Genomic DNA, 16,701 nt, shown 5'->3' on the forward strand with positions numbered 1-16,701 from the left:
CCTCTCCCCCCACAGGAGTGTTCATGCACCGCAGAAGGCTTCTCCAGGGCGCCGCCGCCACGGCGGCCGCCGCCCTGATCCCGGCCTCCACCCGCGCCATGGCCGCCACGACCGGGGGCGACACGGACTATCCGCTCGCCCACTGGACGCCCGCGTCCACCTCCAACTACACGGTGTCGAGCCGCCCTTCGGCCTATCCGGTCCAGTACGTGATCATCCATGTCACCCAGGAGACGTATCCGAACACGATCGGGATCTTCCAGAACCCGGCGAAGCAGGTCTCCGCGCACTATGTGGTGCGCTCGGCGGACGGCTACATCGCCCAGTGCGTCCGGGAGAAGAACATCGCCTGGCACGCGGGCAATTGGGACTACAATACGCGCAGCATCGGCATCGAGCACGAGGGCTGGGTGGACCAGCCCTCGTACTTCACCGACGCCATGTACGAGAAGTCGGCGCTGCTGACCGCTTCGGTGTGCGACCGCTACGACATCCCGAAGGACCGCGCGCACATCCTCGCCCACGCCCAGGTGCCCGGGACCGACCACACCGATCCCGGCCCGCAGTGGGACTGGGTGCGATACATCCGCCTCGTCAATCTGTACTCGGCGGGCTGATACTCCTTCGCCACCCGGGCCGATCCGCCCTGTGCGCCGCGGTTGTCGCAGCGGCCGGCTGCGACGACGATGGGTGGTCATGACGCCCCTGGACGGGAGGGTGAGTTGAAGGATCCCTGGGTGGCGCTGGCGGCCGATGCGGACCCCGGTGAACGGATCGGCCAACTGCGGCACGCACACGAGGTGTTCACCACGGCGGGCCGGCTGGAGCGGCCGGTCCGGCCGGTCGTCGGTGAGTCGTGGCGGCGCTCCGCGCGGGCCAGGGTCAGCCCGGACGGTGCGGCCCTGGTCGAGCTGGGTCCGGACGATCTCGGACCGTACCGGGACGGGCATCCCCTGGCCCCCGCCATGCCGGTCATCCGTGAGCTGATGGGCGCCTACGCGACGGACGGGGAGCATCTGCTCGCAGTGTGCGACGCGCACGGCAGACTGCTCTGGGTCGAAGGACCCGCGGTGACCCGACGGGCCGCCGGCCGGATGAACTTCGTGGAGGGCGCCCGCTGGGCCGAATCGGCGGCCGGGACGAACGCACCGGGGACGGCCATCGCCGTGGACCGTCCGGTGCAGGTCTTCGCCGCCGAGCACTTCCTGCGGCCGGTCCAGCAGTGGACCTGCGCGGCGGCGCCGCTGCACGACCCGCACACGGGACGGGTCCTGGGCGCGGTGGACATCACCGGCGGGGACCGGCTCGCGCATCCGCACAGTCTCGCGTTCGTGCAGGCGGTGGCGCGCGCCGCCGAGACGCAGCTCGCACTGCTCGCGCCCGCACCGGACGGTGGGACCGTGCGGCTCAGCGCACTCGGCCGGGACGAGGCGCTGCTCGTGGCGGGAGGCCGCAGGATCCGGCTCAGCAGGCGGCACAGCGAGATCCTGGCGACGCTGGCCCGCCACCCCGAGGGCCTGGGCGGCGACGAACTCCTCGTCGAACTGTACGAGGACGAGTCGGTGATCCCGGTGACCCTGCGGGCCGAACTCTCCAGGCTGCGACGGCTGCTCGGCCCGGAACTCCTCCTCTCCCGCCCCTACCGTCTCTCCGCTCCGGTCGACGCGGATTTCGACACGGTGGCGCGCAGGCTGGCCTCGGGCGCGGTGGCTGCGGCGCTGGGCGCCTATTCGGGGCCGCTGCTGCCGGCCTCGCAGGCGCCGTCCGTCATCCGTCTTCGGCGCCGGCTCGAAGAGCAGCTGCGGGCGGCACTCATCGCGCGCGGTGACCCGGGGCTGCTGGCCGACTGGGCGTACAGCCCCTGGGGCGAGGACGACCTGCCGGTCTGGCAGGCACTCGCCGCGGCCGTTCCCGCCGGGCAGCGCCCGGCACTGCTCGCCAGGGCGCGGGCGCTGGACGTCGAGCAGCGGTAGCCGCTCCCCCGTGCAACGGGGTTGCAACGTACCACTGCCTACCCTCGCGCCGAGGGCCGTCCAATGGCGGGCGGCACCGGATCCGGGAGGCCAAAGAGATGACCCGTTACGCCGCGCCGGGAGCCGAGGGCGCCATCGTCTCGTACGAGTCCCGCTACGACCACTGGATCGGCGGCGCGTACGTACCGCCCGCCCGCGGTCGGTACTTCGAGAACCCCAGCCCCGTCAACGGCCGCCCCTTCACCGAGATCGCCCGCGGAACGGCCGAGGACGTCGAACTCGCCCTGGATGCGGCACATGCCGCGGCGCCCGCCTGGGGAGCCACGGCGGCAGGCGAGCGCGCGGGTGTCCTCAACCGGATCGCCGACCGGATGGAGGCCCATCTGGAGGAGCTCGCGGTCGCCGAGAGCTGGGACAACGGCAAGCCGGTGCGGGAGACCCTGGCTGCCGATATTCCGCTGGCCATCGACCACTTCCGTTACTTCGCCGGTGCGTTGCGCGCCCAGGAGGGCTCGCTCAGCGAGATCGACGACGACACGGTCGCGTACCACTTCCATGAACCGCTCGGCGTGGTCGCGCAGATCATCCCGTGGAACTTCCCGATCCTGATGGCGACATGGAAGCTGGCCCCGGCGCTCGCGGCGGGCAACGCGGTGGTCCTCAAGCCGGCCGAACAGACCCCGGCCTCCATCCACGTGTGGCTGAAGCTGGTCGCCGATCTGCTGCCGCCGGGCGTCGTCAACATCGTGAACGGCTTCGGGGCGGAGGCCGGCAAGCCCCTCGCCTCCAGCCCGCGCGTCGCGAAGATCGCCTTCACCGGTGAGACGACGACGGGGCGGCTGATCATGCAGTACGCATCCGAGAACATCAAGCCGGTGACCCTGGAACTCGGCGGCAAGTCGCCCAACATCTTCTTCGACGACGTTTGGAACGCGGACGACGACTTCCGCGACAAGGCCCTCGAAGGCTTCACCATGTTCGCCCTCAACCAGGGCGAGGTCTGCACCTGTCCGTCGCGCGCACTGATCCAGCGCGGGCTGTACGGCGAATTCCTGGAAGCCGGTATCGCCCGCACCGAGCGGATCGTCCCCGGACACCCGTTGGACACGGACACGATGATCGGCGCGCAGGCCTCCAACGACCAGTTGCAGAAGATCCTTTCGTACCTGGACATCGGTCAGCAGGAGGGCGCGAAGGTCCTCACGGGCGGTCAGCGGATCGAGTACGACGGAGAGCTGGCGGGCGGCTACTACGTCCAGCCCACCGTCTTCGAGGGCGACAATCGGATGCGGGTCTTCCAGGAGGAGATCTTCGGCCCGGTCGTGGCGGTCACGTCCTTCTCCGACTTCGACGACGCAATCAGGACCGCGAACGACACGCTGTACGGCCTCGGGGCCGGCGTATGGACGCGCGACATCAACACCGCGTACCGGGCGGGCCGCGCCATCCAGGCAGGCCGGGTCTGGACGAACTGCTACCACGCGTACCCGGCGCACGCGGCCTTCGGTGGGTACAAGCAGTCCGGGATCGGCCGAGAGAACCACAAGATGATGCTGGAGCACTACCAGCAGACGAAGAATCTTCTGGTGTCGTACTCACCGAAGAAGCTAGGCTTCTTCTAGAAGCACGAAGAAGGCGCCTGATCTGGGTTTTCACCCGTCAGGCGCCTTTCGCTCAGCCCACTCTCGACCGCCCGGCTTGCGCGCTAACTCCCAATTCCTCCCACAGCTGTATCCCTCCTGACCAATGCTTCGCCTGGATCACGCGGCAGCTCCGGAACGTTCTGTGTCCCGTGCGCCAAGCAAGCCGTAGTGGAACAGGGCAAGAAGCGCCGCCCATGCTACGCACGTCGGCCCGGCCAGTGGATGGCCGCCTTCATGCGCTGCCCGAGGGCCGTCTTTTCGGGCAGCACCGGGGCGTCGCCACCGATGGTCACTTCGCGGCGCAAATGACCTCGACGAAGTGACCCACCTCCTCCTCCGGCAGGCGACGTGCGAGGTCCGCCTCGCTGATCATGCCGACCAGACGATGGTTCTCAATGACCGGCAGACGCCGGATCTTGTACTTCTCCATGATCCGCAGAACGTCATCCGCGTCGGCCCCGGAGTCAATAGTGATCGGCTTGCCCTGATCGAGCATGCCCGCGGTCATCCTCTTCGGGTCTTTGCCCTTGGCCAGACACTTCACCACGATGTCGCGGTCGGTGACGATGCCGTGAAGCCTGTCATCCGGCCCGCAGACCGGGAGCGCTCCGATGTCCAGCTCACTCATCCGGCGCGCCGCGACCTCCAGTGTCTCGTTCTCCTGGATGCAGGTTGCATCGGCGTGCATGATCTCCCGTGCAATGGCCATGGCCATCTCCTTCCGGCCCGAGGATATACGCGGGCAGAGCCCACAGACCCGGGCACGTCCCCGCATAACTTCCCCTGGAACCAGTGTGGGTTCTTTGTATCCCGTACGCATGCCAACCAAAAGGAGGTGAGCCACCACGTGAGCAGTCGCGGGATAGAAGGCCCATGGCCAGGTCACCGCCGAACTGTACGGCTCAGCCGGACGCTGCTGACGGGGCCCGCCTCCGGCTCACAGTGACCAGCAAGAGGGACCAGCAGCCAGGCAGGCGTCTGGAGGCATCCAGGCAGTTCAGTGCCGAGGCCGCCGCCGAAGGCCACTGTGTGCCGGCTCAAATGTCCGGCCGCAGTGCGCGGCGGTGCCGATTACCGCTGTTCACGCAGCAACATGAGGCGCCGTTTGTACTCGTCCTCGTCGATTTCCCCGCGGGCGAACCGTTCCGCGAGCAGGTCTTCGGCTCGTCGGCTTCCCCATGCTGCCTCACCGGAAGACAGGCCGGACTGGTGACCGCGGTGGGTGTTGGTGAGGTAGTGGACCAGGGCAAAGATCCCGACGATCAGCAGCGACAAGAACACAACCATGATCACGGTCATGAAGAGCCATCCACTCCAGCCCCAACCCCAACCGCCGTGATACCGCATCACGCCAATCACCTTCTCTCGGACGGTCAACCGTGGACAGTTCCAGAGTGGCGTTGCATGGCCTTGATGACGAGGGGCAACATGGTCCCTGTCAGAGACCGAATGGTCCGTACCGATCTGTACGCGGGCGGCCGCTGACCAAATCTGCTCAAGACGTTGAGCCACGGGATGCCGCAGAGCATTCAGCAGGCGCAGCGTAAGCTTGCGCCGCTCGCCCAACGGGCAGCAGCCAGGCTCTCAGGTGCCCCGTCGAGACCGACGATGACGACTGGCTCCATGAGACTGTCTCCGTCTCACAAGAAGCCCGAACGGCGGTGTGGAAGCCCCCTCCGCGCTGCTGCCGCCCCCGTCGCACGTTCCGGGGCGGGGGAGACGGCGACAGGGGATTGCAGGGGTGAGCAAGACGCGCCGAGCACGGGTTCTTCTCATTCGAGAAGAACCCCAGATGACAGCGGCACAGACAATTCACGTGTTGGTGGGTGAACTCGGTGCGTCGTCGGTCCGGTAGGACAGGTACTCGGCGACGGACACCACGCCGTCGACGCTCCTGCACAACCGTTCGATGATGGGAATCAGACTCTTGAATTCGACGGATCCTCTGAGAACCACCTCCCCCTGCCGGACCTCGACCGTCACGGCCGAGGGAGCGAGGCCCATCGTCTGCTGCAACAGATCCCGGTTGATTTCCTCACGGATAGCATCATCGCGACGCAAGAAGACCCGTAGCAGGTCTCTGCGGCTGACAATGCCCAATAGCTTGTCCGTTTCGTCGACAACGGGCAGACGTTTCACGTCCTGCACTTCCATTAGGCGAGCAGCCTCGATCACGGTCCACTCCGGACGAGCGCACACTGCCGGGGCCGACATCAATTCCTCGGCCCGGGCCCCTTCGGCCTTGGCTTGCTCCCACGCCTCCAGATGCGGAATCGGTGTCCGGCCGGTCGGGTCGGCCAGGTCTGCGGACTTGCGCAGCAGGTCGGCCTCGGACACGACACCCATGGGCCGGTTCGATTCGTCCACCACAGGCACTGCGGTGACAGCGTTCTCCGCCAACAGTTTGACGATCTCCTTGAACGGCAGGTCACGCCGCGCCCGAACGACGTCCCGGGTCATGAGCTCTGCAACGGTTCGGTGATGCATGTGACTCGCCTTTCGGGGAGTGCTGGTCAGAAAGCAGGAATCAGACGCCCACAATCGATCCGACAGGCTCGTCTTCGGGGCCGTTGGACTCCGGGGAACGGCCTACTCTTCCCCCCGGCATTGTGCTTCCCTCCTCCCGCGGCGGCACGCCGTGCGTGGCAGTTTGAGTACAGCGACACCTAGGAACGGTGACGAACATGCGAGTTCGCCTCTGCGATCGCCTTGCCATCGAAAGTCCGGCCACCGGCACCAGCAGGCGCGAAGGCGAACGCGGTGCGTCCGGCACCCCGCACGACGGTGACGGGACACGGGGCCCGCGCGGCCGCGGCCAGGCCCACCGAGCCGAGCAGAAGTCCGGTGAGCCCGCCGCGGCCTCGTTCTCCGGTGATCAGCGCCTCTGCATGGCGCGCCTCGTGCAGTAGGGCGATCCCCGCGTCCTCAGTCACCTCAGCTGGAATCTCGACATCCGGACGACGACGGGCCCGCTCAGCGGCGGATTCGACGAAGCGGCCGACGACGCCTGTTCCGACGAGACGGCCCAAAGCTGAGTGCGAGCGCGGCGCCCTCGTACCACGCACCTGGACGCGTACACCAGCCGCAGTGGCAGTCCGTGGAGAACCGCCTCATCAGCGGCCCAGTCGACCGCCCTCAGGGTGGTCTCCGATCCGTCCACGCCCAAGACCAGGGGCGACTTCATCATCCTCACCGACTTCCATCCGCCCACGGGAATGAGAACACCCGTTCCCACAGTCGCATCGGAGCAGGAAGGCCGAGGGCCGGTTCGGCCCGGATGCGGAGCTTTCGACCCCTCCGTGATTCGGTTGAACCGCCCGCACGACGAACTTCTCGGCGGCGGCACGGAGGGGGTCGGCTGTACCGGCTGCTGCCGCGATATCCGGCTGGCCCACACGGTGCAGGAGGCCGATAGTGGAGGAAAGCAGGTGGACGTAGATCCCATCCTCGGTTCGGCCGTCAGGTCAGGCAGGTCCCGCCCGTCCACCGGTTGCAGGCCACTCGGATCCGTCCGCGCGATCCCTGTCCCCTTCATGACAGCGGCGGGTTCGTCTGAGTAAGCCGTCGCGCCACCACCCAGGAGTCACGCCCGAGGAGCACCCCATGGCTGCGTCCCCGTACTCCGTCAGCGATGTCATGACCCACACGGCCGTGGCCATCGGCCGCGAGGCGTCGTACAAGGAAATCGTCGAGCTGATGCACCAGTGGAAGGTCAGCGCCGTTCCGATCCTCGAAGGCGAGGGCCGCGTCGTCGGGGTCGTGTCCGAGGCGGACCTGCTGCCGAAGGAGGAGTTCCGGCAGGACGACCCGAAGCTGCCCGGCCAGCTCGATGAGGCGTCCAAGGCCGACGCAGTACTGGCCGGGGATCTGATGTCCAGTCCGGCCGTCACCGTCCACCCCGACGCCACACTCGCCGAGGCCGCCCGCATCATGGCGCGCAAGCGCGTGAAACGACTGCCCGTCGTGAATGATCTGGGCATGCTGGAGGGTGTCGTGAGCCGCAGCGACCTGTTGAAGGTGTTCCTGCGCCCGGACGAGGAGATCGACGAGGAGATCCGATCCACTGTGCTCGTCGATATATCTCCCCCGGACCGGGTGGAATTCACCGTGCTGGACGGTGTCGTCACTGTTCAAGGACCTCTCCGGGACCGTGCTCTGGTGCCACTTCTGGCTCGGGCCATTCGCGCGGTCGAAGGCGTCGTGGACGTGCGCATGGATCTTGCCTGACGTTTCCAGGAGAGCGGTTTCAGAGACACTTCGTCATCAGGGACGACGCGGCCGTAACGTAGCGGCCCTCACTGAACGACGAAGCGCCCCGCGCCGCCTCCGGTCCGGCCGGCACGGGCTCCTGTCCGGGGTTCCTCTCCCCGGCCGGAAGCGTTCGTCACGACGGGTTTCACACGAGGGGAACCGTGATCACCGGGCAGTGCGCCCGGTGCAGCAACCCGTGGACAACGGAGCCGAGCCGCATGCCCGCGTAGCCGTCACGGCCGCGGCGGCCCACGACGACAGCCAGGGCGTGCTCCGCCGCCCCGGCAAGCTCCTCCACCGGATGTCCGGTCGGTACCTCATGGGTCACGTGCACGTCCGGGTACCGCAGTGACCAGCCCGCCGTCGTCTCGGAGAGCATGCGTCGCTGAGCCTGCACAGCGTCCTTCTCGTCGTGGATCATGAAGAGGGGCGGCTGCCACACCGAAACGGCACGGAGCGCTGCACCGCGGAGGTCGGCCTCCTCGAACGCCAGCCCCAGCGCCGCTTTCGAGGACTCACTGCCGTCGATTCCCACCACCAGGTAGGCCGGCTGCTGGGTGATGTGCTCCGCGTCGCCCACAACCACCACGGGGCAACGCGCCTGGGCCGTGACGGGGACGACGAGGGAGCCTGCGCTGAAGTACTCCGCCGTACGGCTCAGATGGCGGGACCCGAGAACGACCATGCGGGCCCGCGCGGACAGCCCGCCGATCACGGCAGCCGGGAAGCCGTCGAGCAGCTCGGTGACCGGCTGCAGTTGCGGGTGGCGCACCTGGGCCCAGTCGGCCCCCTCCCGAAGAGCGTCCGCCCCGGCTTCCGACATGGCCTTCCTGCGTGGGCGGTCATCGCCCTCACGCCATTCGCGCGCCGGAGGTACGGCTACGACGAGCCGGAGGCCCAGCCCGCGTCGACGTGCCTCGTCGGCCGCCCAGGCCAAAGCCAGGTGCCGATTCCTGGCCGGGTCGATGCCGACGACGAGCTCACGGCGTTCGTCGGTGTCCATCACGAATCACTCCCCTGTCCGGAACCGTGCCGGGGAATGAGCTGCACGGGGCAGTGCGCGTGGTGCAGAAGGCTGTGCGTCGCCCTGCCGAGGGTGGGGCCGATGTATCCGGGCGTCCGTCGCCCACCCATCACGAGCAGATCCGCATGGCACGATGCCTCCACCAGGGCCCCGGCGACGGTCAGGCTCTTCTCGGCTTCCGCCTGAACGTTCAGGTCCGGGAATTCATCGCGAATCCGGTCCGCCACGGCGGTCAGATGGTGGATGTGTTCGCCGGCGATCGCTTCGACATCGTCGAGCATGGTCACGGCGAGTCCGACGGATCCGAGAATGTGCCACACGTGCAGCAGCCGCAAGGAGGCCTCGTGGATCTCAGCTTCGCACGCCGCGTACCGAGCGCATTCGACATCGTGCTCGTCACGGACCGCGGCAAGCACCACGCCTCTCTCCGCCCCTTTGTCAGTACCCCTGACCACGACCACGGGCGTCGTGGCGCCGGCGGCGACCTTCAGGCCGACGAATCCGAGCATGAGATTCTTGAACCCGCCCTGACCGCGGTTGCCCACCACGACAGTGCCGCGCAGGCCAGCAGTCCAGCGCAGGTTGGGGACGGCCGCGCCGCCGCTGAACTCCGTGGTGACGTGCAGATCGGAATACTGTTCCGTAATGGCCGCGGCGGTTTCCCGCAGCAGTTCGTGGCCCGCTCTGCGAATGCGCTCGATGTTCTCTCCCGAGAGACGGAGAACCCGGCTGTCCGTGTCAGTCGCGTGGACGATGCGCAATGTGCTACCACGACGGGCGGCCTCGGCCGCTGCCCACAGCGCTGCCCGGCGGGCCGGCTCAGAGCCGTCGACGCCGACGATTACGGGTCCCAGTGCCGGGCTGCCGATGATGCCTTTCATGGTTGCTCCTCACCGCGGCCACTGAAGGGTCAGCTCTCACACTGGCACCGCTCGCCCCTGCGGGGAGAGGGCCGCTCAGGACCGCCCCGGGGCCGATGGACCCTGTCGGGAGAATCGCGAGGGCCCCTGGTGCCATGGCGCCCGGGGCCGGGCCCGACCGGTCCCGGTCACGCCCCGTTCGGCCCTCCTGTCCCCGTGCGGCCCGAAGGATCATGGTTCCTGAACAACCTCCGGCATCGCGTCCGGATGAATCACTGCGAGACGGCAGGAGGTACCGCCATGAAGCACATCAAGGTGGGAGACCTGATGACCGACGACGTCGTCTCGGTCGTCCCTCTCACCTCCTTCAAGGAGGTCGCGAAGCTGCTCGCCCAGCACGACATCAGCGGACTGCCCGTACTCGACGACGAGGATCGGGTTGTCGGTGTCGTCTCCGAGAGCGATCTGCTGAGCCTGCAGGCGGCGGGTCATCCTGATGCCGGTGCCACGGCCCCGTCCGGAGCGGAATTCACCGCTGCCGAAATCATGTCGACGCCGGCGGTGACCGTCCACGCGGTGGAGAGCGCGCCGGAGGCCGCCCGGCTGATGACGCGCAGTGGCGTGGAGAGGCTTCCGGTCGTGGACGACGAGAGCAGGCTTGTCGGCATTGTCACGCGCCGGGACCTGCTGCGTCTCTTCCTTCGACCCGACGCAGAGATACGACGACGCATCATCCAGGACGTACTGGTGAACGCCATGGGGCTCGGGCCCGACGCGGTCACCGTCCACGTCATGGATGGTGTTGTCACCCTGGAAGGCCGGTTGAAGAGCCGGAGCCAGATCGCGATCCTTGCCTACCTTGCCGAACAGCTCGACGGGGTGGTCGCGGTCGTGAGTCACGTGACCGCACCCGTGGACGGCCCCGTACCCGCCTCCTCCCAAGGGGCCACGCATGGCCCGTCCGCCGAGCGGTGAGGTCGCGCTGCTGCCAACGCCACCCGTCACGGTGTAGTGGCCGTCGACTCGTCCAGGCCGCGGCGGGCATGTAACCCGTCGCCGGTCGTGGGCGGCGTCCCGTATGACGTGGTTTCCCACGACCGACGCCCTGCACGAAAGGGAAATCGGACCATGATGCACCGCACTGTTGCCGAAGTCATGACCCGGGACGTGGCCACGGCCAGCCCCGAAGCATCACTCAAAACGGTCGCCTGGAGCCTTGCCTACAACGACGTCTCGGCCCTGCCCGTCGTGGACACCCACCACCACCCCATCGGCATCGTCTCGGAGGCCGACCTGCTCCGCAGACAGGCGGGCCTGCCGGAAGCAGAGGGCCGTGACCAACCAGGCGGCACGGCGGCCGTCGACCACCGCACCATGGACGCCCGCACCGCCGCTGATCTCATGTCCACCCCCCTGCTCACGGCCCGGCCCTCGTGGGGCATCGTCGAGACGGCGCGCTTCCTGAACGAGCGGGGCGTCAAACGCCTTCCGGTGATCGATGACACCGGCACGCTCGTGGGCATCGTCAGCCGCTCGGATCTGCTACGCCCCATGCTCCGCCGCGATGACGCCATACACGAAGAAATCGTCGACGAAGTACTGGGCCGGACTCTCCGGCTGACACCGGGCGGCGTGACGGTCACCGTTCAGGAAGGAGTCGTCACCCTGAGCGGCACGGTGGAGGAACGCTCAAGCATTCCGATCATCGAGCACCTGTGCGTCTCCGTCGACGGTGTCGTCAGTGTCGACCAGTCCCTCGCATACGCCGTGGACGATCTGCAGCCGAATCACGATCCTGCGCCTGACGCCGACAACACCTGAGCGTTCATGCCGGGACAAAAGAGGGCCGATCAGTCCCCGCCGGACCCCGGATGGTCCTACCGGCGGACGTCGGCGGTGGCGACGCTCGAAGGTACGGGTTCATATTCCTGGAGGAGAGCCATGAAACATCTGCGTACCGTCGACGACGTGATGACGCACGCCGTCGTCACGGTCAACCGCGGAGCGCCGTTCAAGGACATCGTGGAGGCCATGCGGCAATGGCGGATCAGTGCACTGCCCGTCGTGTCCGACGAGGGACGAGTCGTCGGTGTGGTCTCCGAAGCGGACCTTCTGCTCAAGGCACAGGGCCGAGACGAGTCCCGCGCCGTCACCGCCGGTCAGCTGATGACCGTCCCGGCCGTGACGGTGCCCCGCAGCGCGGGTATAGCGGGGGCCGCCCGGCTGATGGCGCGCGGTCACCTCAAACGGCTGCCGGTCGTCGACGACGACGGACGTCTCGTGGGAGTGGTCAGCCGGGGTGATCTACTCAAGATCTACCTCCGTCCGGACGAGGACATCGCCCAGGAACTGCGCGAGCTGATCATGAATCAGCTGATCCCCGGGGGCTCCGCGACCGTGTACGTCCGTGTGTCCGACGGCATCGTCCGTCTGAGCGGCACCGTCCCCGACCCGTCGCTCGGTGACGTGCTGGTGCGTGTCGCGCGCACGGTGCCGGGAGTCGTGGACGTCTCAGCCCGGTTCGAGTCCGAAGTTCCCGCGTGAACGGAGGGCAACGATGAGGCATCGCAGCGTCTCCGACCTCATGACGCCCGCGGCCGTCAGCGTCCAGCGCGGCACCATGCTCAAGGAGATCGCCCGGCTCCTCGACGAGTTCGGAATCACCGCCGTGCCTGTCCTGGACGAGAACGGATGCCCCGTGGGCGTCGTTTCCGAGGCCGACCTGCTGCGCCGGCACGACACCGGGAACACAGCCGTCGATCTCATGAGTCACCCGGCGATCACCGCAGCTCCCGGGTGGAGCGCGGTCCGCGCCGCTCGCGTCATGGAGAAGCACAAGGTCAAGAGGCTCCCTGTCATCGACAGCGAAGGCCGGCTGATCGGGGTCCTGAGCCGCAGCGACCTCCTGCAACTCTTTCTGCGCAGCGACCACGCCATCCAGGAGGAGATCCTCGAAGACGTCCTGACGCACACGCTGCGGCTCAGTCCCTCGTCGCTGACCGTGGAGGTCGCCGACGGTGTCGTGACCCTCAGTGGCACCGTGACCCGGCACAGCCTTGTCCCCGTCGTCCTGCGTCTGTGCCGGAGCGTCGACGGAGTCGTGGACGTGATCAACCGGCTCGACCACGAGCAGGACGATGTCCGACGATGTACGGGTGAACACGAGGCAGCAGCAGAAGAGGGTCTGACCCGCCGACGCATACGCGAGTTCTTACCGACCCGAAGCAGCCCCTGTCCGAGGAGGGCCATCATGAACCGGCGTATTGTCGTCGGCCTCGACGGATCCGTAGAAAGTGTCGCGGCAGCTCATTGGGGCGCGCGGGAAGCGCTCCTTCGCAGTGCGCCCCTCCATCTCGTCCACGCCGAAATATGGGCTTCGCCCGTCGTTGTTCCCGCGGCCGGTTCGGAAGAGCGCCGCCAGGCGGCTCGGACCCTCCTGCGTGAAGCTTCCGACGAACTGCTGGACAAGCACCCGCGACTGGAGATCAGCGCCGAATCCTTCGACGGACAACCAGCGGCCTCACTGGCCCATGCCGCAGCGGGCGCGGGCATGCTGGTGCTCGGCTCCCGAGGACTGGGTACGCTCAGGGGCTTCGTCCTTGGATCCGTCGGCATGGCCGTCATCCACTCCGTGGAGCAGCCCGTCGTCCTGGTACGCGCGGCCGAGGACGCGCTGCCGCATGCCCGGGGGCGGCACCTGGACCGCGGCGTGGTCGTGGGGGTCGACACCGGTCGGCCGTGCGATGCCCTGCTCTCCTTCGCGTTCGGCGAGGCATCACGGCGGGGTTGCACACTCCATGCGCTGCACAGCTGGATGCTGCCCCCTCTGGCCGGGTCCGGATCCGCGTACAACCCTGAAGTCAATGCCCGGATAGCCCAGATCGAGCGAACCGGCCTGGACGACATGCTGAGACCCTGGCGGGATATGTACCCGGCTGTCGACCTCGACGCGCGGGTGACAGTCGGACCCTCCTCCGAGCAACTCCTGGAGGCAGGTTCCGAGGCGGGTCTGATGGTCGTCGGCCGTCGCATCCGCCGGTCCTCGGTCGGCACGCACATCGGCCCGATCGCTCACGCGATCCTCCATCACTCCACCGCGCCCGTCGCCGTCATCGCTCACGAATGACGATGTCGTCCTGCCGGATCCTGGCCGAGGCCGACCGGTCATCAGCTCGCTGTCCGGTGCCACCGAGATCGAGTCGATGCCGGCCCTCACCAGGAATTCGGTGAAGGCGGGGTCGTCGCTGGGGCGCTGGCCGCAGAGGCCTACCGCGCGATCGGCGGAATGGGCGCGCAGTACGAGCAGCCGAATGCTCTGCGTGACTGCGGGGTCGGTCTCGTCGAAGACATGGGCGAGGGTCTCGGAGTCGCGGTCGACGCCCAGGGTGAGCTGGGTCAGGTCGTTGCTCCCGATGGAGAAGCCGTCGAAGCGCTGGGCGAAGTCGTCGGCCAGGATGATGTTGGAGGGAATCTCCGCCATGACGTAGACCTTGAGGCCGTGCTCGCCCCGGCGCAGTCCCTGCTCCGCCATGACGTCCAGAACCCGGTCGGCCTCTTCCGGAGTGCGGCAGAAGGGGATCATGACGATGACGTTCGTCAGCCCCATCTCGTCGCGGACCCGGCGCAGTGCCCGGCACTCCAGTGCGAAGCCTTCGCGGTAGCCGTCGCTGTAGTAGCGGCTGGCGCCGCGCCAGCCGATCACCGGATTCGCCTCGACCGGTTCGAATGCCTGTCCGCCGAGCAGCCGCGCGTACTCATTGGTCTTGAAGTCGCTGGTCCGTACGACGACCGGGTCGGGCCAGCGGGATGCGGCGATGCGTGCCACTCCGTGGGCCAGCCGGTCGACAAAGTACTGGCCGCGGTCGAGGTGGCCCTCGGTGAGCTGGTCGATGGCGCAGCGGTCGTGCCGGTCCAGTCGCTCGGGGTGCAGCAGTGCCATGGGGTGAGCCTTGACCTGGTGGGCGACGATGAACTCCAGGCGTGCGAGCCCGACACGGTCGGCGGGCAGGCGCCACCATCGGAAGGCGGCGGACGGGTCGGCGAGATTGAGCATCACGCGGGTCCGGGTGGCGGGTAGCTCGGTGAGATCGGTCTCGCGTTCCTCGTAGGGCAACAACCCCGCGTAGACCCGGCCGCGGGTTCCCTCGGCGCACGAGACGGTAGCGCTCTGGCCGTTGCGCAGCACCTCGGTTGCCTGTCCGGTGCCGACAACGGCCGGGACACCGAGTTCGCGGCTGACGATGGCGGCGTGCGAGGTCCGTCCGCCGTGGTCGGTGACAATCGCGGAGGCCTGCTTCATGACGGGTTCCCAGTCGGGGTCGGTGATGCCCGTGACGAGTACCCCGCCGGTCGGGAAGCGGTCGAGGTCCACGGGCGAGTCGAGGACGACGACCGGGCCCGAGCCGATGGCCTCACCGACCGCGATGCCCTCGATGAGGCTCTGCTGCGGAGTGGCGATCAGGCGGCAGCGACGCAGCGTCGTCGTGCGACGGCGGGACTGGACCGTCTCGGGGCGGGCCTGCACGATCGCCAGTTCCCCGGTCAGGCCGTCCTTGGCCCATTCCAGGTCCATGGGACGCCCGTAGTGTGCCTCTACGGTCATCGCCCATTCGGCCAGCTGCCGGACCTCCGTTTCCGTCAGAACGCATCGCGAGCGCTCCTCGCCGGTCGTATCTACGCTCCGGGTCCGTCCGTGCTGCCCGTAGACCGCCTTCTTCCGCTTCGCTCCGATCCGTACATCGATCACCGGATCCAGCGCCGGGTCCTTGAGGCTCGGCTTGAAGACCGTGTGCTCGTCGGGGTCGACCCGGCCACTGACGACGGTCTCGCCCAGGCCCCAAGCCGCGCTGACCACGATGACCTCGGGAAATCCGCTCTCGGGGTCGAGGGTGAAGATGACTCCGGCACCCGCGAGGTCGGAGCGGACCATGATCTGGACGCCGACGGAGAGTGCCACCGCGAGGTGGTCGAAGCCCATCCGTTCCCGGTAGTCGATCGCGCGGTCGGTGAACAGCGAGGCGTAGCAGCGGTGGCAGGACAGCAACAGCTGGGCAGGCCCGCGTACGTTCAGGTAGGTCTCCTGCTGGCCGGCGAAGCTCGCCTGGGGCAGGTCCTCGGCGGTGGCGCTGCTTCGCACGGCGACCTCGGGATCTTCTCGGCCCTGGTCGCGCGCGAGCTTCTGGTACGCGGAGACGATCTCGGTCCGCAGCCCGGCCGGCAGCGGCTCGGCCATGATCATCGACCGGATCCCCGCCCCCACCTCGTCCAGCGCGGCCCCGTCGTGCAACCGTGCGATCTGCTCCTCGATCCGCGCACGCAGCCCGTGGCCGTCGAGCAGTTCCCCGTACGCGTCAGCCGTCGTCGCGAAGCCCGGGGGCACCCGCACACCCGCAGCTGCCAGATGTGCTGTCATTTCCCCCAGTGAGGCGTTCTTGCCGCCGACAAGGCCGATGTCCCGCCGGCCGAATTCCTCGAACGGTGCGACGCGTCGAGTGGTTGCCATGATGTCCTCCGCCGTAAGTGCGGTGACTGCGGGCTTCAGTAGGGCATGGGCCCGCCGGAGGTGGTACGCAGTCCTGTTCCGCATGGCCGCGTGGCCGCCCCGGCCAGATCCTGATCCGGATGCGTTGCATCGTGGTCACCTCTTCGGGTGCGGGGTCCGGACAAGGCATCCGACATCCACGATCGCTCCCCAAGGGGCATCGCCGCAGTGCCGAGGGGGCCACTGGCTGGGCCGAGTGGCCGTGCCGAAGAGGGACCGAACGGCCCATGGCCGGGGCCGGGCCGGAACCGGCTGTCATCGGGGACGAGAGCGTGGGTCGCTGCGGGACGAGGATGGCGGCCCAGTCGGAACGAGGGTCAGCCGGGCACGAGGACGGCGGCGCCGCTGACCCGGTCGGCGGCCAGGTCCCTCAGCGCCCGGTCGGCACGGCTCAGCGGATACGGGCTGA

The 16,701-nt window shown here is 68.0% G+C and carries 14 protein-coding genes and 3 pseudogenes; 9 read left to right on the forward strand and 8 right to left on the reverse strand.

Annotation, left to right across the window (positions count from 1 at the left end; genetic code table 11):
• Window positions 1-23 precede the first annotated feature (23 nt).
• The 3 genes from ACFVX4_RS36020 to ACFVX4_RS36030 all read left to right on the forward strand — a co-directional run bounded on the left by ACFVX4_RS36020 (window position 24) and on the right by ACFVX4_RS36030 (window position 3,595).
• On the forward strand, window positions 24-617 hold the full coding sequence (locus ACFVX4_RS36020) for an N-acetylmuramoyl-L-alanine amidase (RefSeq protein WP_389985943.1): 594 nt from the start codon (window positions 24-26) through the stop codon (window positions 615-617).
• A 105-nt stretch (window positions 618-722) separates the two neighbouring features.
• Entirely contained in the window at window positions 723-1,973 is a 1,251-nt protein-coding gene (locus ACFVX4_RS36025; protein ID WP_389985946.1) for a GAF domain-containing protein, read from the forward strand.
• Between the two features lie 98 nt (window positions 1,974-2,071).
• Window positions 2,072-3,595, forward strand: a complete 1,524-nt coding sequence (locus ACFVX4_RS36030; protein WP_389985949.1) for an aldehyde dehydrogenase family protein — start codon at window positions 2,072-2,074, stop codon at window positions 3,593-3,595.
• A 310-nt stretch (window positions 3,596-3,905) separates the two neighbouring features.
• On the opposite strand, the gene ACFVX4_RS36035 is transcribed toward ACFVX4_RS36030, so the two are convergent.
• The 5 genes from ACFVX4_RS36035 to ACFVX4_RS36055 all read right to left on the reverse strand — a co-directional run bounded on the left by ACFVX4_RS36035 (window position 3,906) and on the right by ACFVX4_RS36055 (window position 7,151).
• Window positions 3,906-4,325 carry a CBS domain-containing protein gene (locus ACFVX4_RS36035; RefSeq protein ID WP_389985952.1) on the reverse strand — a complete coding sequence of 140 codons (420 nt, stop codon included), beginning with the start codon at window positions 4,323-4,325 and terminating at the stop codon, window positions 3,906-3,908.
• A gap of 362 nt (window positions 4,326-4,687) precedes the next feature.
• The gene (locus tag ACFVX4_RS36040; RefSeq protein ID WP_389985955.1) at window positions 4,688-4,915 is read right to left on the reverse strand and encodes an SHOCT domain-containing protein; all 228 of its coding nucleotides are present in this window, start codon (window positions 4,913-4,915) and stop codon (window positions 4,688-4,690) included.
• A gap of 513 nt (window positions 4,916-5,428) precedes the next feature.
• On the reverse strand, window positions 5,429-6,103 hold the full coding sequence (locus ACFVX4_RS36045; RefSeq protein WP_389985958.1) for a CBS domain-containing protein: 675 nt from the start codon (window positions 6,101-6,103) through the stop codon (window positions 5,429-5,431).
• A 179-nt stretch (window positions 6,104-6,282) separates the two neighbouring features.
• A complete protein-coding gene (locus ACFVX4_RS36050) occupies window positions 6,283-6,549 on the reverse strand; it encodes a universal stress protein (protein ID WP_389985961.1) in 267 nt (88 codons plus the stop codon).
• Window positions 6,546-7,151 (reverse strand): universal stress protein, encoded by a 606-nt coding sequence (locus ACFVX4_RS36055; RefSeq protein ID WP_389985964.1) that lies wholly within the window; start codon window positions 7,149-7,151, stop codon window positions 6,546-6,548. The genes ACFVX4_RS36050 and ACFVX4_RS36055 overlap by 4 nt, the downstream gene beginning before the upstream one ends.
• A gap of 68 nt (window positions 7,152-7,219) precedes the next feature.
• Between ACFVX4_RS36055 and ACFVX4_RS36060 the strand changes: the two genes are divergently transcribed.
• A complete protein-coding gene (locus ACFVX4_RS36060; RefSeq protein ID WP_389985967.1) occupies window positions 7,220-7,843 on the forward strand; it encodes a CBS domain-containing protein in 624 nt (207 codons plus the stop codon).
• A gap of 169 nt (window positions 7,844-8,012) precedes the next feature.
• On the opposite strand, the gene ACFVX4_RS36065 is transcribed toward ACFVX4_RS36060, so the two are convergent.
• Both ACFVX4_RS36065 and ACFVX4_RS36070 read right to left on the reverse strand, forming a co-directional pair.
• Window positions 8,013-8,870, reverse strand: a complete 858-nt coding sequence (locus ACFVX4_RS36065; protein ID WP_389985970.1) for a universal stress protein — start codon at window positions 8,868-8,870, stop codon at window positions 8,013-8,015.
• Entirely contained in the window at window positions 8,870-9,772 is a 903-nt protein-coding gene (locus tag ACFVX4_RS36070; protein ID WP_389985973.1) for a universal stress protein, read from the reverse strand. Before ACFVX4_RS36070 ends, ACFVX4_RS36065 begins: the two co-directional genes overlap by 1 nt.
• A gap of 279 nt (window positions 9,773-10,051) precedes the next feature.
• Here ACFVX4_RS36070 and ACFVX4_RS36075 point away from each other — a divergent pair, with 279 nt between their 5' ends.
• From ACFVX4_RS36075 to ACFVX4_RS36095, 5 genes and pseudogenes are all read left to right on the forward strand, one after another.
• Window positions 10,052-10,726 (forward strand): CBS domain-containing protein, encoded by a 675-nt coding sequence (locus ACFVX4_RS36075; RefSeq protein WP_389985976.1) that lies wholly within the window; start codon window positions 10,052-10,054, stop codon window positions 10,724-10,726.
• Window positions 10,727-10,813: 87 nt separating this feature from the next.
• Window positions 10,814-11,572: a CBS domain-containing protein gene (locus ACFVX4_RS36080; RefSeq protein WP_389985979.1), complete on the forward strand. Its 759-nt coding sequence runs from the start codon at window positions 10,814-10,816 to the stop codon at window positions 11,570-11,572.
• A gap of 120 nt (window positions 11,573-11,692) precedes the next feature.
• On the forward strand, window positions 11,693-12,295 hold the full coding sequence (locus tag ACFVX4_RS36085; protein ID WP_389985982.1) for a CBS domain-containing protein: 603 nt from the start codon (window positions 11,693-11,695) through the stop codon (window positions 12,293-12,295).
• A gap of 13 nt (window positions 12,296-12,308) precedes the next feature.
• A pseudogene (locus ACFVX4_RS36090) lies at window positions 12,309-12,893 on the forward strand (CBS domain-containing protein); the annotation flags it as partial.
• A gap of 120 nt (window positions 12,894-13,013) precedes the next feature.
• Window positions 13,014-13,877: pseudogene (locus ACFVX4_RS36095) on the forward strand (universal stress protein); the annotation flags it as partial.
• 54 nt (window positions 13,878-13,931) lie between these two features.
• Here the strand turns inward: ACFVX4_RS36095 and ppsA are convergent.
• Window positions 13,932-16,337: pseudogene (gene ppsA / locus ACFVX4_RS36100) on the reverse strand (phosphoenolpyruvate synthase); the annotation flags it as partial.
• Between the last annotated feature and the right edge of the window lie 364 nt (window positions 16,338-16,701).

The organism is Streptomyces sp. NPDC058240 (assembly GCF_042882135.1).
Classification (GTDB): Bacteria; Actinomycetota; Actinomycetes; order Streptomycetales; family Streptomycetaceae; genus Streptomyces.

What these genes read in the sequence shown, in the direction of transcription:
- ACFVX4_RS36075 (WP_389985976.1), top strand. Translation starts at nt 10,052, where the DNA reads ATGAAGCACATCAAGGTGGGAGACCTGATGACCGACGACGTCGTCTCG.
- ACFVX4_RS36030 (WP_389985949.1), top strand. Translation starts at nt 2,072, where the DNA reads ATGACCCGTTACGCCGCGCCGGGAGCCGAGGGCGCCATCGTCTCGTAC.
- ACFVX4_RS36040 (WP_389985955.1), bottom strand. Translation starts at nt 4,915, where the DNA reads ATGACCGTGATCATGGTTGTGTTCTTGTCGCTGCTGATCGTCGGGATC.
- ACFVX4_RS36045 (WP_389985958.1), bottom strand. Translation starts at nt 6,103, where the DNA reads ATGCATCACCGAACCGTTGCAGAGCTCATGACCCGGGACGTCGTTCGG.
- ACFVX4_RS36065 (WP_389985970.1), bottom strand. Translation starts at nt 8,870, where the DNA reads ATGGACACCGACGAACGCCGTGAGCTCGTCGTCGGCATCGACCCGGCC.
- ACFVX4_RS36085 (WP_389985982.1), top strand. Translation starts at nt 11,693, where the DNA reads ATGAAACATCTGCGTACCGTCGACGACGTGATGACGCACGCCGTCGTC.
- ACFVX4_RS36055 (WP_389985964.1), bottom strand. Translation starts at nt 7,151, where the DNA reads ATGAAGGGGACAGGGATCGCGCGGACGGATCCGAGTGGCCTGCAACCG.
- ACFVX4_RS36020 (WP_389985943.1), top strand. Translation starts at nt 24, where the DNA reads ATGCACCGCAGAAGGCTTCTCCAGGGCGCCGCCGCCACGGCGGCCGCC.
- ACFVX4_RS36060 (WP_389985967.1), top strand. Translation starts at nt 7,220, where the DNA reads ATGGCTGCGTCCCCGTACTCCGTCAGCGATGTCATGACCCACACGGCC.
- ACFVX4_RS36070 (WP_389985973.1), bottom strand. Translation starts at nt 9,772, where the DNA reads ATGAAAGGCATCATCGGCAGCCCGGCACTGGGACCCGTAATCGTCGGC.
- ACFVX4_RS36035 (WP_389985952.1), bottom strand. Translation starts at nt 4,325, where the DNA reads ATGGCCATTGCACGGGAGATCATGCACGCCGATGCAACCTGCATCCAG.